The organism is Pseudomonas sp. AC247, assembly GCF_979258015.1.
The window spans coordinates 2,760,700-2,775,539 of record NZ_OZ409829.1 but is presented as its reverse complement, the minus strand read 5'-3'; the positions used below and the strand labels follow the sequence as shown (position 1 = coordinate 2,775,539).

The 14,840-nt window shown below is 60.6% G+C and carries 16 protein-coding genes; 5 read left to right on the top strand and 11 right to left on the bottom strand.

Annotated features, from left to right (window positions below; translation table 11 throughout):
* Nucleotides 1–90 precede the first annotated feature (90 nt).
* The 6 genes from ACZZ0B_RS12675 to ACZZ0B_RS12650 are packed head-to-tail and all read right to left on the bottom strand — an operon-like array spanning nt 91 to nt 5,517.
* Entirely contained in the window at nt 91–2,034 is a 1,944-nt protein-coding gene (locus ACZZ0B_RS12675) for a response regulator (RefSeq protein ID WP_463545360.1), read from the bottom strand.
* Nucleotides 2,024–2,899: a sensor histidine kinase gene (locus ACZZ0B_RS12670; protein WP_440095227.1), complete on the bottom strand. Its 876-nt coding sequence runs from the start codon at nt 2,897–2,899 to the stop codon at nt 2,024–2,026. The genes ACZZ0B_RS12675 and ACZZ0B_RS12670 overlap by 11 nt, the downstream gene beginning before the upstream one ends.
* A complete protein-coding gene (locus ACZZ0B_RS12665; protein WP_463546935.1) occupies nt 2,892–3,902 on the bottom strand; it encodes an ATP-binding protein in 1,011 nt (336 codons plus the stop codon). Before ACZZ0B_RS12665 ends, ACZZ0B_RS12670 begins: the two co-directional genes overlap by 8 nt.
* Nucleotides 3,899–4,303 (bottom strand): anti-sigma regulatory factor, encoded by a 405-nt coding sequence (locus ACZZ0B_RS12660; RefSeq protein ID WP_008084828.1) that lies wholly within the window; start codon nt 4,301–4,303, stop codon nt 3,899–3,901. Before ACZZ0B_RS12660 ends, ACZZ0B_RS12665 begins: the two co-directional genes overlap by 4 nt.
* Nucleotides 4,300–4,662: an STAS domain-containing protein gene (locus ACZZ0B_RS12655; RefSeq protein WP_034155679.1), complete on the bottom strand. Its 363-nt coding sequence runs from the start codon at nt 4,660–4,662 to the stop codon at nt 4,300–4,302. Before ACZZ0B_RS12655 ends, ACZZ0B_RS12660 begins: the two co-directional genes overlap by 4 nt.
* Before the next feature lie 3 nt (nt 4,663–4,665).
* Nucleotides 4,666–5,517 (bottom strand): STAS domain-containing protein, encoded by an 852-nt coding sequence (locus tag ACZZ0B_RS12650; RefSeq protein WP_440095228.1) that lies wholly within the window; start codon nt 5,515–5,517, stop codon nt 4,666–4,668.
* A 251-nt stretch (nt 5,518–5,768) separates the two neighbouring features.
* On the opposite strand from ACZZ0B_RS12650, the gene ACZZ0B_RS12645 reads away from it, so the two are divergent.
* On the top strand, nt 5,769–6,038 hold the full coding sequence (locus tag ACZZ0B_RS12645) for a hypothetical protein (protein ID WP_463545359.1): 270 nt from the start codon (nt 5,769–5,771) through the stop codon (nt 6,036–6,038).
* 55 nt (nt 6,039–6,093) lie between these two features.
* Here ACZZ0B_RS12645 and ACZZ0B_RS12640 read toward each other — a convergent pair whose 3' ends face one another.
* Nucleotides 6,094–6,615 (bottom strand): DUF4142 domain-containing protein, encoded by a 522-nt coding sequence (locus ACZZ0B_RS12640; protein WP_008084823.1) that lies wholly within the window; start codon nt 6,613–6,615, stop codon nt 6,094–6,096.
* 206 nt (nt 6,616–6,821) lie between these two features.
* Between ACZZ0B_RS12640 and ACZZ0B_RS12635 the strand changes: the two genes are divergently transcribed.
* Both ACZZ0B_RS12635 and ACZZ0B_RS12630 read left to right on the top strand, forming a co-directional pair.
* A complete protein-coding gene (locus ACZZ0B_RS12635) occupies nt 6,822–7,064 on the top strand; it encodes a DUF465 domain-containing protein (protein ID WP_463545358.1) in 243 nt (80 codons plus the stop codon).
* Between the two features lie 109 nt (nt 7,065–7,173).
* Nucleotides 7,174–7,338, top strand: a complete 165-nt coding sequence (locus tag ACZZ0B_RS12630; RefSeq protein ID WP_008084820.1) for a hypothetical protein — start codon at nt 7,174–7,176, stop codon at nt 7,336–7,338.
* Nucleotides 7,339–7,603: 265 nt separating this feature from the next.
* On the opposite strand, the gene ACZZ0B_RS12625 is transcribed toward ACZZ0B_RS12630, so the two are convergent.
* From ACZZ0B_RS12625 to ACZZ0B_RS12610, 4 genes are all read right to left on the bottom strand, one after another.
* Nucleotides 7,604–8,680 carry an SMP-30/gluconolactonase/LRE family protein gene (locus ACZZ0B_RS12625; RefSeq protein WP_463545357.1) on the bottom strand — a complete coding sequence of 359 codons (1,077 nt, stop codon included), beginning with the start codon at nt 8,678–8,680 and terminating at the stop codon, nt 7,604–7,606.
* Nucleotides 8,677–9,822 carry a sterol desaturase/SRPBCC family protein gene (locus ACZZ0B_RS12620; RefSeq protein WP_463545356.1) on the bottom strand — a complete coding sequence of 382 codons (1,146 nt, stop codon included), beginning with the start codon at nt 9,820–9,822 and terminating at the stop codon, nt 8,677–8,679. The genes ACZZ0B_RS12625 and ACZZ0B_RS12620 overlap by 4 nt, the downstream gene beginning before the upstream one ends.
* Before the next feature lie 112 nt (nt 9,823–9,934).
* Nucleotides 9,935–10,798 (bottom strand): LysR family transcriptional regulator, encoded by an 864-nt coding sequence (locus ACZZ0B_RS12615; protein ID WP_158830068.1) that lies wholly within the window; start codon nt 10,796–10,798, stop codon nt 9,935–9,937.
* Nucleotides 10,799–11,239: 441 nt separating this feature from the next.
* Nucleotides 11,240–12,958, bottom strand: coding sequence for a hydrogenase maturation protein (locus tag ACZZ0B_RS12610; RefSeq protein WP_463545355.1), 1,719 nt, complete (start codon nt 12,956–12,958; stop codon nt 11,240–11,242).
* A gap of 298 nt (nt 12,959–13,256) precedes the next feature.
* On the opposite strand from ACZZ0B_RS12610, the gene ACZZ0B_RS12605 reads away from it, so the two are divergent.
* Both ACZZ0B_RS12605 and ACZZ0B_RS12600 read left to right on the top strand, forming a co-directional pair.
* Nucleotides 13,257–13,763, top strand: coding sequence for a sigma-70 family RNA polymerase sigma factor (locus tag ACZZ0B_RS12605; protein ID WP_463545354.1), 507 nt, complete (start codon nt 13,257–13,259; stop codon nt 13,761–13,763).
* On the top strand, nt 13,760–14,710 hold the full coding sequence (locus ACZZ0B_RS12600; RefSeq protein WP_463545353.1) for a FecR domain-containing protein: 951 nt from the start codon (nt 13,760–13,762) through the stop codon (nt 14,708–14,710). Before ACZZ0B_RS12605 ends, ACZZ0B_RS12600 begins: the two co-directional genes overlap by 4 nt.
* Nucleotides 14,711–14,840 lie beyond the last annotated feature (130 nt).

The window sequence follows — 14,840 nt, the reverse complement described above, 5'->3', positions numbered from 1 at the left end:
TGGCCCCATCGCTGGCAAGCCAGCTCCCACATTGGTTCTGTAAATGACACTAATCCCTGTGGGAGCTGGCTTGCCAGCGATGACGGTCTGTCAGGCGCCGTCGAGGGTGCGGCGGACTTTTTCGAGCAGTTCGCTGATCTGGAACGGTTTGACCAACATGTCCATGCCGCTGCCCAGAAACACCTGCCGATTGATCGCCGTTTCTGCATACCCGGTCATGAACAGAATCGGCAAACCCTCACGCCAGCCCCGCGCAACGTCTGCCAATTCACGGCCACTCATGCGCGGCAAGCCGACATCGGTCAGCAGCAGGTTGATCGAGGCATCGTTCTGCAAGCGCTCCAGCGCCGTTTCGATATCCGCCGCCTGCGTGCAGCGGTAACCCGCGTCTTCCAATACTTCGGTGACGAACATGCGCACCGACGGCATGTCCTCGACGATCAACACATGCTCACCCGTGCCTTGTGGGTCGACAACCGGTGACGGCACATCAGCGCCGGTAGGATCGCTGGTAGCCGGCAACATGATCGTCACCTCGGTGCCGCGCCGCGCCACGCTGCGAATGTGTGCGTCACCCCCGGATTGGCGGGCAAAACCATAGATCGTCGACAGCCCCAACCCCGTGCCCTGGCCCAGCGGTTTGGTGGTGAAGAAGGGGTCAAACACCTTGTCGATGACATTGTGCTCGATCCCGGTGCCGTCATCGCGCACCGACAACGCCACATACGCGCCATCGGCCAGATTCGGATCGCCATGGGAGTAGGCGGCATAGGTGTTGACCCAAATGTTGCCACCCGAAGGCAACGCATCGCGGGCGTTGATAACCAGGTTGAGCACCGCGCTTTCCAGTTGCACCGGGTCGACCAGCGCAATCGCCGGTTTCGATGTCAGCTCAAGCTTGAGGTTGATCCGTTCACCGATGGTGCGCACCAGCAATTCTTCCAGCGAGCGCACCTGCTCATTGATGTCCACCGGCCGCGTATCCAGCGGTTGCTGGCGGGCAAACGCCAGCAGACGATGGGTCAGCGACGCGGCACTCATGGCCGAATTCAGCGCGGCCTCGGAGTAAAACTGCACCTTGTCCAGACGTTGATCGGCGACGCGTTTCTGGATCAGTTCCAGGCTGGTGATGATCCCGGTCAGCAGGTTGTTGAAGTCATGCGCGATGCCGCCAGTGAGCTTGCCCAACGCATCCATTTTCTGCACTTGCAGCAGTTGCGATTCGGCGCGCACGCGCTCGGCGACTTCCTTGGCCAATTGCGTGGTGGTGTCGTTCAGTTGCGCCAGGTGCGAGCGTTCGCGATGACGGTGCTCGGTGACGTCCTCGACAAACACCAGGCTCAACTCTGGCGTGCGATAGGGCGAAATCTGCCACTCGGTCTCGCGAAGCTCGCCGAGCACACGCATGTTCAGCGTGCCCTTCCAGCGCTCGCCATCGACCAGGCGCAGACGCAGTTCGTTGAGAATCGCGCTCTGATCGTCGGCGAAGCATTCGCACAGGGTTTGCGGGTCCTGATTGTCGAGGATCAGTTGCGCGAAAGCGTGGTTGCATTCATGCACTTTCAAATGTGCATCAAGCACTGCAATCGGTGCCGAGACGTTGACGAAAATCTCGCGAAAGCGCGCCTCGCTCTCACGCAGGGCATTTTCGGTGTCGCGTACTCGCAGCAGCGTGCGCAGGGTCGCCAGCAGCACGTCGGGATCGACCGGGTGAATCAGGTAAGCGTCGGCACCGGCGTCGAGGCCGGTGATGATGTCGCCGGTCTGGATCGAGGCGGCGGACACGTGGATCACCGGCAACAACGCCGTGCGCGCGTCAGCGCGCAAAATCCGCACGATGTCGAAACCGCTCATGTCCGGCAGATTGACGTCGAGGATCAGCGCATCGAGCGGTTCGCTTTCGATCAGCGCCAGCCCATCAGTGCCGGTGCCGGCTTCCAGCACCTCATAATCGTGGCGCTCCAGGCGTCGGCGCAGGGCGTAGCGAGTGGCGACGTTGTCGTCGACGATCAACAGGCGGATGTCACGTTTCATCGACGTTCTCCAGAGCGATCGCCAGCGGAATGATCACGAAGAAGGTCGAACCGACCCCTGGCGTGCTTTCCAGCCCGACTTCACCGCCCAGCAGGGCCGCGAAGCGTTTACACAGCGACAGGCCCAGCCCGGTACCGCGCAGACGCTTCTGCAACGGCGAGTCGACCTGGGAAAAGTCCTCGAACAATGCGCCATGCAGCTCGGCAGCGATACCAATACCGGTGTCGCTCACGGCAAAACGCACTTTGTCGACGCCTTCGAGCCGCGCCGATACCCGCACTTCGCCACGGGTGGTGAACTTCAGCGAGTTGGAAATGAAGTTACGCAGGATCTGTGCGAGCTTCTTATCGTCGGTGTACAGGCGCGGCAAGCCGACCGGTTCTTCGAAGATCAGATCGACGGCGGAGGCATCGACAATCGGCCGGAACATCCCGCGCAGGGCGGAGAACAGGTCGAACATGTCGAACCACGCCGGAGAAATGGTGATGCGCCCGGCCTCGATTTTGGCCAGATCGAGCAGGTCATCGACCATGTCGCTGAGTTCGCGCGCAGCCGTGCTGACGAACGCCACCTGCTTGTGTTGTTCGGGACTGAGCGGGCCGTCGAGTTCATCGGCGAGCAGGCTGTTGATACTGAGGATCGAGCCCAATGGCGTGCGAAATTCGTGGCTCATGTACGACAGAAAACGGCTTTTCAGATCCGAGGCCTGACGCAGCTCTTCGGCCTGGGTGTCGAGTTCGGCGTACAGGGCCAGCACGCCCTGATTGGTTTCATCGAGTTCTTCGCGCAGGGCCGCGGTTTCGCTCTGCAACTGCGCGATCAGCGCGGTCTGCTCGGCGCTGCTCAGAATGGGCGACTCAGCCATGGGCGGCCTCCAGGGCAACGACCAGCACCGTTACATCGTCGCGCCCGCGACAGAAGTCGCGGTGCAGGACGCTGGCTATCACGGCGGGGTGGCGGTGCACCAGGCCGGGGTAGTCTTGAAGGTTCCAACGGGACTGCAAGCCGTCGCTGTACATGATCAATAGATGTCCGTTCACGTGAGCATAGTCAAAGGGCCGGGCTTTCCGGTATTGCACGCCGACGATTCCCGGGTGCGAGGCCAGTCCGCGGGATTTGTCGGCGGCGATCAGGCTGGCGCCGATGTTGCCGACGCCGGCGAAGGTCAGGTGGTCGCGCCGCGCATCGAACTGGGCAAAAGCGACGGCGCCACCGCGGCTGCCGATCATGTCACGGTGCAGATCTTCCATCAGCATGACTGGTTCGGCGAAGGGTGTCAGGGCAAAGGTTTCGGCGCCTGCAAGACCGGCGCGTTCGGCTTCTTCGCCATGGCCCAGGCCGTCGATGATCAGCGCGCTGATGTTGTCGTCTTCATAGGCCAGGTGCCAGACATCGCCGCAGGCAGGATCGTTGTGCAGTGAGTGCTGGCTGACTCCGAAACGAATGTCCGGCGCCCGATCGGTGCGCGGATACAGTCGCGCCAACAACACCGCGCCACGGGCATCGGCGTACACGTCAAACACTTCGGTCTGGCGTGATATTGAGCCAAGACCGATGCCTTGAGTGCCTCCGGTCGAGAAACCGTCGGCCAGACAAGCCTCCAGATCAAAGCCCTGCGCGCGGTCTACGGCGAGCATTTCGATGCCGAAACCCTTCGGGCGCGTTAACACCCGCAAGTGCATTTCGCCGTGGCTGGCGTGCTTGAGCACGTTGCTTGCCAGCTCTGTTGCCACCAGCGCCACGCGTCCGGCATCGCGCTCATCGAAGCCATGCCGTTCGGCCAGTTGCTGCGCGGTACGCCGTGCGTAGCCGATCTGGCTGCTGTCCTCGATCGGCAGCACTTGGGTCAGGCTTGTGCCGATATTCATGTCCATCGGGTAATCGTTATTCGAGTGCCTTTGCCGGGCTCGGTGTCCAGTTCAAACTCTTCCACCAGCCGTTTGGCGCCGGTCAGGCCCAGCCCCATGCCACTGCCGGAGGTCCAGCCATCGGTCATTGCCAGTTTCAAGTCGGGAATGCCCGGGCCTTCATCGCGGAAGGTCAGGCGCAGACCGACCTTGTGATCCTCATCGAGAATTTGCCAGTCCATGTCACCGCCGCCACCGTACACCATGGTGTTGCGTGCCAGTTCGCTGACGGCCGTGACCATTTTGGTCAGGTCGATCAGGCGCATGCCGCACTCGGTGGCGAGCTTGCGCGCGGTCTGACGCGCGAGCACGACATCCTGCTCGATGTGGATGGGTTGAGTACCGCTACTGCGCACGGTCATTGCTGCAATACTCGTTCTCGCAGCAGTTTCATCCCTCGCTCGACATTCAGCGCGGTACTTACGCCGGGCAAGGTCATGCCGAGTTCAACCAAGGTAATCGCGACCGCTGGCTGCATTCCCACCAATACAGTTTCGGCGTCCATGATTTTCGACAGGCCGGAAATCGTGCCGATCATCCGCCCGATGAACGAGTCGACCATGTCCAGCGCCGAGATGTCGATCAACACCCCGCGCGCCGAGGTTTTACTGATGCGCTCGGACAAATCGTCCTGCAGGGTGAGGGCGAGTTGGTCGTGCATGTCGACCTGAATCGTCACCAGCAGGAAGTCGCCCATTTGTAGGATCGGGATACGTTCCATTGCTTAAGCCGTTTTGACGAAGGTGGTACCCAAACGGGTCAGCGCCAGCTTCAGCGCATCCGCCAGATTGGCCTTGGTGACTACGCCTTGCAGATCGAGGCCCAGATGCACGATGGTTTGCGCGATTTGCGGGCGCACGCCGCTGATGATGCAGTCGGCACCCATCAGGCGGATCGCCGTCACGGTTTTCAGCAGGTGTTGGGCGACGAGGGTGTCGACGGTCGGCACGCCGGTGATGTCGATGATGGCGATTTCCGAACCGGTGTCGACGATGCGCTGCAGCAGCGATTCCATCACCACTTGGGTGCGCTGCGAGTCGAGGGTGCCGATCATCGGCAGCGCCAAAACGCCGTCCCACAGCTTGACCACCGGGGTCGACAGCTCCAGCAATTCTTCCTGTTGACGCTTGATCACCGCTTCGCGGGATTTCTGGAAAGTACGGATGGTGTGCATGCCGAACGCGTCGAGCAGCTCGGAAACTTCCCAGAGTTGTTCGGCGAGCAGTGCCGGTTGTTCTTTGTAATGGGCCTGGAGCAGGTTAAACAACGGGCCTTTGAGGGCGAAGATGAAGCTGGCGGTCTGCTGCGAATCCTGACCGAGCAGGGCGCGGCTGTGGGAAAGCTTTTCGAGGAACTGACGGGTCGATTCCCAGCCCGGGGCATTGATATTGGTGCCGTTGTCGCTTTCCAGGCCGCTGACCACCAATTGCAGGAACTCGCTGGTCTGTTGCTGTACATCGTGACCTTTCAAATTACGCGTGGCACCGCTGGTTTCCAGCCCGTTGACCCATTCGCCCAGCAGTTGTGTCTGTTTGTTTTTCATCGCATCGAGTGTGCTGTTCTGCAGTGCTGCCATGTGCCTGTTGCTCCGTAGCGAATTAGGGGCCGATCCTGGAAAAATGACCGGCGCGGAATCAATGACATTTGCCGTTTGAAATAGTTGTTCGTTGCCGCGAGGATATTTTTGATCTGGCGCAAAGAACGCCCCGGTAACTTTAGTCGGCGTGGCAAGGAGTGGAGATGTTTTGAACGTTGGCGCGGGCCAGCCTTCGAATGTTCAAGGCCCGACTGGTTTCAGTCGCGCTTGCTTTGACGACCGAGGTGAACATGAACGAGCAATCGAAGCAACAACAGAATCAGTCCGCCGAACCGATCAACCGTAACGACCCGGCGATCGACCCGCAAGTGCCGGGGCAACCGGTGCCAACGCAGCAACAGGGTGATAAAGAACAGGCGCAAAGCGCTGACCCGGCGGTGGATCAGAAGAATCAGCACACGGACAACGACAATGAATTCAGTCCGGGTTTCGAGCCGAAGCCGGATCGGGCGAAGCCGGGGGAGGAGACGGATGCCGATATTGATACGGACGGCGGTTAAGATCGGCGGACATGACAAGGCCGCATCCAATGGATGCGGCCTTTTTTATGGACAGTTACTTGCTCGGGTGTTTGGCCTGCAACTCTTTCGCCGCGGCCAGGTGCTTCTCCAGCGCCGGGAGCATTTTCTGCGCAAACGCCTTCAATTCAGTCGCGCCCTTGACCTTGTCATCCGTCACGGTATTAGCCTGTTTCTTGAACAGCTCGATGGTTTCTTCGTGGGCTTTCACCTGATTATTGGCGTAAGCGGCATCGAACGATTCATCGCGCAGGTCGAGGATTTTTTCCTTGGCCTGTTTGACCAGCGTCGTGGTGTCCGGGACTTCGATATCGTTGGCCTTGGCAATGCTCGCCAGTTCATCGTTGGCCTTGCCATGGTCAGTGATCATCATGTTGGCGAAGGCCTTGATGTCGGCAGACGCGCTTTTTTCCAGGGCCAGCCGGCTGGTTTCGATTTCGGCAATGCCACCGGCGGCCGCGTTATCGACAAAGTCATTGTCAGTGGCGGCGAAAGCGCTGCCCATGCCGGTGCTCAAAGCGACAGCCAAAAACAGATGACGCAGGTTGAATCCGTCCATTGGTGTATCTCCACGCAGGTTTTTATGGGTGTTATGCAATGGAGGCAACGCGGCGAATAAAGGTTTTATCGCATTTGCGACAGGGCGACGAACGGGCACCGCTGGTCTGACAGGTGGTCGACAGAACCGTCCAACCAAGGCCATTCTGATACTTGGCCCGCGCAATCGGTCGCGTTGGCCAGCCGATCAACTGACGGAGGTGTTCCATGCCGGTTTCCCATGACCTGTTTCAGGACTTGAGTTGCACAAAGGAAGAGATCCAGCAAAAACGCACCCAGGATCCACGACTGGATTCACTGATCAACAAGTATTCCCAGGCTGACGCCGACGTGGTCAAGGCCGAAAAGGCCACATCGGATGCCCCCAGCGACGACACACTGAAAAAACTCAAAGAGAAGCGTCTGAAGGTCAAGGACGAGATCGTCAGCCATTTACAGATATCGTCATGATCCACATTTGATCCGCCGACCTGCGGTTGCGGATTGACGGGAACGACAGCCACGACCGGCACCTCGAATGTTCAGAGTCTTCAATCAGCGACTCTTTGCGAGGTGCCTTATGAACGATCCCAAATTTCCCAGTGAAGAGCAGGGCGCTTTTGACCCGGTTCCGACGCATCCCGAGCCTAATAGCCCGGCGCACACCACGGCCAATCCTGATGAGCCGGATGAAGAATTGCCGGAAGACGAAGATCCCGACAAGTTCGATAAATCCAGCAACTGACAGACCGCCATCGCTGGCAAGCCAGCTCCCACAGTGGAGGGTGTTGACCACAAACCCTGCGACCAACATTCCCCCCTGCAGGAGTGAGCCTGCTCGCGATGAGGCCAGCCCGGTCAACATCCTCATTGACTGAACCAACGTCATCGCGAGCAGGCTCACTCCTACAGAGTTCTGTAGTACATCCATAATCCCGAGCGACACAAAAACCTGTGGGAGCTGGCTTGCCAGCGATGGCGTCAGTCAATCCAATACATATCCTGCGGTTTCACTTCAGCGCCGCATCCAATGGCAACCGCGCCATGTGCGTCGCCTTCAGCGAGCCGAAATACAACCACTGCCCATACTCGCGCACCGTGGTGATTGGCGAATAATTGCCGCTGCTGGTGTCTTGCAGATTGGCGATCACCTTGCCGTCCAGATCCAGCCCCAGCACAAACCCGCGTTTCTCCACCGGTTTGGGCAATACCGTCAGTGACCGCGCGATCATCTTGCGCACGAACGGATGCCCGGCCGTGCCATCCAGCAGCGGCGTACGTGGCGCATACAGCGCGACCCAAAACCGCTTGCTGCCATTGAACGCCAGGTTGTCCGGCAGCCCGGGGAGGTTGTCGATGAACAGGTCATGCGTGCCGGCCTTGGGGCCGGTCAGCCAGTAACGACTGATGCGGTAGGCGCCGGTTTCGTTGACCAATACATAGGCGTCATCCGGGCCGAGGGTCACGCCGTTGGCAAACTGCAGCTTGTCCAGCAGAACACTGGTTTTGCCGCTCTGGAAGTCATAGCGCAGCAGACGGCCATCGCCGCTGTGTTCGATGATCGCCTCGCCGTCGTGCCCGTAGCCCCAACGGCTGGAAGCATCGCTGAAGTAGGCGTAGTGCCCGGACTGGTCGATGGCGACATCATCGGTGAAACCGAACGCCACGCCATTGGCCTCCGTGGTCAATGGGATCAGGCGGCCCTGCGCGTCGAGCGAGAGCAAGCCCTTGACCGCGTCGGCGATCACCAGCAGACCGTTCGGATGCCGCGCCAGTCCCAGCGGCCGCCCGCCCGTATCCGCCAGCACCTGGCGCGCCTTGCCGTCGAGGCTGGTGCGGATCAGTCGGCCGTCGTGCAGCCCGGTGATCAAGAAGTCTTCCTCCAGCAACAACGCCTCAGGCCCTTCAATGTCGCTCGGCCCGACCTGTGCCGCACCTTTGAGTCGCTGGTTTTCGGCATACAGCCCAGCGGTCAGCGAGGGCGCTGGCTGGGGATTCCAGGCGACGGGTTCGACTTTGGTGGGCATCAGCAGCAAAAAGGCGATGACGATGACGATCAGCAGCAGAAAAATGTGCCGCAGCTTCATGCGCTCGCCCTCGCTGACAGCGTGTACTGCGCTGCCATATCGCGTAACGCCAGCATTGAAGCGGCCGATTCGCGCTCGATGCGCCGTTTGAGTAGTAACCGGTTGGCAATGCGCATGCCCAAGCCCTCGAAACGGTAGTCGAGGGTGCGAACAAACCGTGTAGCGCTGGCATCCCCTGAACATTCATACGTCAGCAGCAGTGACAGACCATGATCGCCTTGGGCGCGTGCGCACCAGCGCCGGCCAGGCAAATATTCGGTGACTTCCCAACGCAAGTGACCCGCCCGCCCGCCGGCATGAATATCCTCCTCGAAGTGCGCGCCGGCGTGCAGCGGGCCTTGCGCGCCGTCGATCTTCAGCGACGACGGATGCCATTCTGGCCAGCGGCTGACGCTGGCGGCGTAGGCGAGGACGGCGATCGGCTCGCCGGCGATATCGATCTGGTGCTGCATGCGGGTCATGGGCATTCTCGAATAGCTCAAGGGGCTGGCTTCGGGCTCCCAGTACAGGGTGCCGAACAGGTAATCCATCAACGGCAAAACGATATTGAAATTGCGCTCCTGCATGCGCTCGCGCCGGTGATGCAGCTCGTGCAGGCGGCGCATCTGGCGGATCCACGGCAAGCGGGCCAGCGGGTTGTTCGGCGGCAGATGCTCACAGGCGTGAAACACCTCATACGTCAGGTAACCGAGCACCATGCAACCGCCAAACAACCCGGCCACGTTGGCGTTGAATTGTGCGAACAGCCACCACAAGGGCAGGGTGATGACCAGCGTGTGGATGACGATCAGCCACGCCGGAAACAGAATCACCCGCCAGTCGCGAGCGCTGTCGTAGGTCATGTGGCCGGGGGTGAAGAAGCTGTGATGGTCGCCGGCGTGCCGCGCGTAGAACAGTTTGGCGAAGGCCTTTTTTTGATGGCCGAGATGGCGATGAACCATGTACACGGCACAGTTGAAAAACAGCAACGTCAGCGGCACGGTCAGCCATTCGAGCGCGCTTGCCTGATGCACTCGGCCCCAGAACACACCAATGGCGAGCGCACCGAACAGCAGCACAAACGCGCCGTGCAGCCACGGGTTGTACAACGGATGGATCGCCGCACGGTAGCGGCTGCGAAATGCCTCGGTGGTCTGCCTCACTGCGTTCACCTGTGGGTATTGTTGTTATACCCGGCAGATTAGCCGATCCGGCGGTTTGTGCAGGTCAGACCTTGAGGTCACATGCGCCAGGATCCGGTGCAAAGCGGCCGCTTCAGCTCAACGGGTTCCAGCGTTGTGACCAGTCGTCATCGGTCCGGATCACTTCGCGCAGCAGGTCGAAGGCGTGCTGCAGCGTCGCCGAGTCGCGGTCGCGCGAATAGACCAGGTAGGTCGGGTAGCTGAATTCCGGGGCTTTGGTCACCGGTTCCAGTGCGCCGCTTTCCAGGTAGGTGCGCACGACGCGGGTGCGGAAATAGCCGCTGCCGCCGTTTTCGAGGATGTATTGCAGGGCCAGCGGGCCGAGGTTGAAACTCAGCGCAGCCTTGGCCTTTTCGGGCAGGGCGGCGTCGTGCTGCCGGCGGAAATCCGGACCCCAGTCGATGTAGACGTAGGGATCCGGACGGTCGGGTGCGCGCACCAGAATCAGTTTCTCTTCGAGCACTTGCTCGACCTGCAGGCCCGGCCAGTATTCCGGCTGATAGACCAGCGCCGCGTCGAGTACGCCCAATTCGAGTTGGCGCAGCAGGTTTTCGCCATCGCGGATTTCCATGCGCAGCGCATGGCCAGGGATTTTCTCACGCAGTTCGGCGGCCCAACTGAGCATCAGCGGGTTGCACAGGCTGACTTCGCCGCCGATGTGCAGCACGTTGTGATAACCCTCGGGCAGCGGCAGGTCACGGCGGGCGGCCTCCCAGGTCTGCACCAGTTGGTTGGCGTAGACCACGAACGCTTCGCCATTGGGCGTCAGCTTCGCCCCGGCGCGGTTGCGCACGAACAGCGTGCTGCCCAACTGGCTTTCGAGTTTCTGCACCCGAGCGGTGATCGCCGTTTGCGTGACGAACAGCTTTTGCGCGGCAGCGGCGAGACTGCCGTGGCGGACGATTTCAAGAAAGGTGCGGGCGAGGTCGATGTCCATGGGCTGGCCGGTGTTTGAAGTGCGCGCATTGTAAGTGGCCACTCGGTACCGCGTCATCGTTCATCGCTGGCAAGCCAGCTCCCACAATTTTAGAGGCGTTTTCAAAACCTGTGCCTAAACGCAAAACCCTGTAGGCGTGAGCCCGCTCGCGATGGCGTTGGTTCAGCCAATGAGGATGTTGGCTGGGCTGGCCTCATCGCGAGCAGGCTCACTCCTACAGGATTTTGTGGCGCTCAGGATTACGGATCTACCCCCGAACGGTGTAGGAGTGAGCCTGCTCGCGATGGCGTCGGTTCAGCCAATGAGGATATTGGCTGGGCTGGCCTCATCGCGAGCAGGCTCACGCCTACAGGGGGCAATGTTGATCACAGGGTTTGTGGTCAACACCGTCCACTGTGGGAGCTGGCTTGCCAGCGATGGGGGCATTGCAGACGCTGGAGATCAGTCAGTCAGCTCAACGTCCTGGACTCGTGCCCAGTCTTCGATCAATCGCGCCGGCGTGTCGCAGACTTTGCGTTTGTAGACGAAGTGGCGGCATTTCTCGGCGAATTGACTGCGGTTGTAGAGCATGTCTTCCTGCATTTCTTGCAACTCGTTGGCGCGGCATTGCTGGATCAGCAGATGATCGACCCGCGACTTGCGTTCACGCACTGCCGCGTAGGTCGGGTCGTTCAACGCACCATTGGCGCGTTGCAGCAGCCACAGGGCAAATTCATCCGGGCAGCGCGGGCCGATTTCCTGGACCATGCCCAGTTGCAACGCCTGCTGGGCACTGACCGGCAAACACGCCTGGGTCAGTTGTTCGGCCATCGCCGGGCCGACCGCACGGGGCAAACTGTAGGTCCAGTATTCCGAGCCATACAAACCCATACTCTTGTAATGCGGATTGAGCACGATATCGGCCCGCGCGAAGACGACGTCCGCCGCCAGCGCGAGCATCACGCCGCCCGCGCCGGCATTGCCGGTCACGCCGCTGACCACCAGTTGCCGCGCGCTGAGCAGCTCTGCGCAGACATCATCGATCGCCTGGATATTCGCCCACGCCTCTGCGCCCGGATCCTGAGCGGCCTGAATCACGTTCAGGTGCACACCGTTGGAAAAGCTGCCGCGACCGCCCTTGATCAACAGCACTTGCGTATCACGGGCCTTGGCCCAGCGCAGCGCCTCGACCAGGCGCTGGCACTGCTCGGTGCTCATCGCGCCGTTATAGAACTCCAATGTCAGCTCGCCAACATGCCCGGACTCGCGATAGGCAATCGGCTGATACGCTTCGGCGCTGAACGGCTGACTGGCGATTGACCAATCCAGGTTCGGCACATTCGCCAGTTGCCCGGCCAGCACATGCCGTGCCGGCTGCTTGAAGGTTTCCTCGTCCGGTTGCGGTTTGCGTCGCAGGGCACCGATCCACACGCTGTGATCACCGGTGGCCACCAGCACCGCGTCGTCATGCACCGCGAGAATGTCGCCGGGCATGCCTGTGCGCGAATCCAGGTGTGCGTCGTACACGTAGTACTGACCGCCGGCCAGACTCGCCAGCACACCCGGCTGGCCGTCCGCCGCATCGATGCAGCGTTTGATAAAGCGTGCGCAGTCGTGCCATGTAAAGCTGCGATCATCCTGCTTCATGTTCGGCTGCAAGCGCCCGCGCACGGCGGGATTGCTGTAATCCAGCGGCACTGGGACAAACCCTTCGCGAAATTTTTCCACCACCTCGCGAATGCACAGCATCGCCGCGTCGCTGACCCGGCCGTTATACAACTCGGATTTGCGCAGACCCGCCGGCAGGTTGAATTCGCAGGTCGCCCAGACTGGCCCGGCGTCCATTTCTTCCACCGCTTGCAAGGCGGTCACGCCCCAGCTCGGCAGCTCGTTGGTGATTGCCCAGTCCAGCGCGCTGGCACCCCGATCGCCGACGATGCCCGGATGAATGATCACCACCGGTCGCTGGGTATTTCGCCACAGCGCCTCGGGTACGCGGTCCTTGAGGAATGGACAGATCACCAGATCTGCGGCGCTGTTTTCGATCTGTTCGCACACGGCGCTTTCATCGGTAAACAGCACGACGCTGGGTGAATGGCCGGCCTGACGCAATTCCAGCCAGGCACGTTGGGTCAGTCCGTTAAACGCTGACGACAGCAGAATGATGTTGAGCGATTGCATGGTGAGTCTTCCTTGAGTGGGATCAGCCGCGGGCTCCCGGTGAGCCGTCCTTGGCCTTCGATGGAGCGAGGAGATTAATCAGTGGTTGGGGCTGCGCCAGTGATCGAAGTCAACGTTGTGTCAGCCAGTGTTTCCGCAGCGACGAAGCGCCTTATTCTAAAAGGTTTGCTTGTGATGTTTTTTTATTACTTCAAATGTGCGCAACCCTATTGCACAGTCGCGCCTGATCAGAGCCGGACGATCCCGGCAGAACGATGGTTTTTCGCAGCGGGTGGGACCCGTTTTCAGGGAGCAAGGCATGGGTGGACATAACCCGCATTATCAGATCGTCGGGCAGATGTTCCAAAAGGACTATCGCTGGCTGTGCGCTGCCGTTAGCCGCACGCTGGGCTGCCCGCACAGTGCACAGGACATCGCATCGGAAACGTTTCTGCGAGTATTGGCCTTGCCGGACCCGACAGCGATTCGCGAGCCCAGGGCGTTGTTGACCACCATTGCCCGGCGGTTGGTGTACGAAGGCTGGCGGCGCCAGGATCTCGAACGCGCTTATCTGCAAAGCCTGGCGCTGGCGCCAGAGCCGGTGCATCCGTCGCCGGAAGAGCGGGCGTTGGTGATCGAAGCGCTGTTGGCGGTCGATCGCTTGCTCAACGGGTTGTCGGCCAAGGCCAAAGCAGCGTTTCTCTATCATCAGCTCGACGGTCTGACCTACAGCGAGATCGGCGAGCGCCTCGGCGTGTCCACCAGTCGCGTGCAGCAATACATGGTCGAGGCGTTCAAGCGTTGCTATCAGGCGATGCAGGCATGAGGGCGGACGAAACGCTGATCGATGAAGCCGCGCAATGGATGGCGCTGTTGCAATCGGGTGACGTCAGCCTCGGCGAGCGGGCGGCGTTCGAAGCCTGGCGCACGGCCGATCCACGGCACCAGCAGATCATCGAGCAAATGGGCGGTGGCCTGAACCTGTTGCGCAATCCGAACTTGCGCGCAGTGCCGCGCAACAGTCTGCTGCACAGCCTCAATGCACCGTCGAGTCGGCGGCGATTTATCAGCGGCAGTTTGAGTGTGCTCGGTGTGGCGGTGTTGGCCGGGTTGCTCGGGCGGCGTTATGGCTGGCTGCCCGAGGCTGGTGAATTATCGACGGGAACCGGCGAACGACGGGATTTTGCGTTGCAGGATGGCAGTGCGTTGACCCTCAACGCGCGCAGTCGCGTGGTGCCGTTGTTCGACAGTACGCAGCGCCTGCTGGCCTTGCGCAGTGGCGAGTTGCTGGTGGACGTGGCGAAGGACCCGTCGCGGCCGTTTGTGGTCGAGACCGAGCACGGTCGCATTCGCGCCCTCGGGACGAAATTTCTCGTGCAGCACAATGACGATTCCACACGATTGGTGATGTTGCATTCACAGGTCGAAGTGGTCACGGCCAGCGGTGCGCGGCAAGTGGTCGAGGCGGGGGAGAGTCTGCTGTTCAACGATCGCGGCATCCTGTCATTGCAGCGCAGCAACAGTCACGAAAGTGCCTGGACGCAAGGTCGTCTGGAGGTTCGCGACCGGCCGCTCAGTGAGGTGATTGACAGCTTGCGTCGCTACCGTCGCGGCATTGTGCATGTCAGCGCTGAGGTCGCCGATTTGCGCCTGAGCGGCCTCTATCCGCTGGACGACAGTGACCGCACGTTGCAGTTGCTCGAGCGCTCTTTACCGATCCGCATCCTTTGGCACAACCCCTACTGGATCAGCATCGAACCTCGCCCCAGTTAAACCCGAACACCACCCCTGTAGGAGCTGCCGCAGGCTGCGATCTGTTGATCTTGTTATTCAAGGATCAAGATCAAAAGATCGCAGCCTGCGGCAGCTCCTACAGGGGGGGATTCTGGTTATAGGGATATGA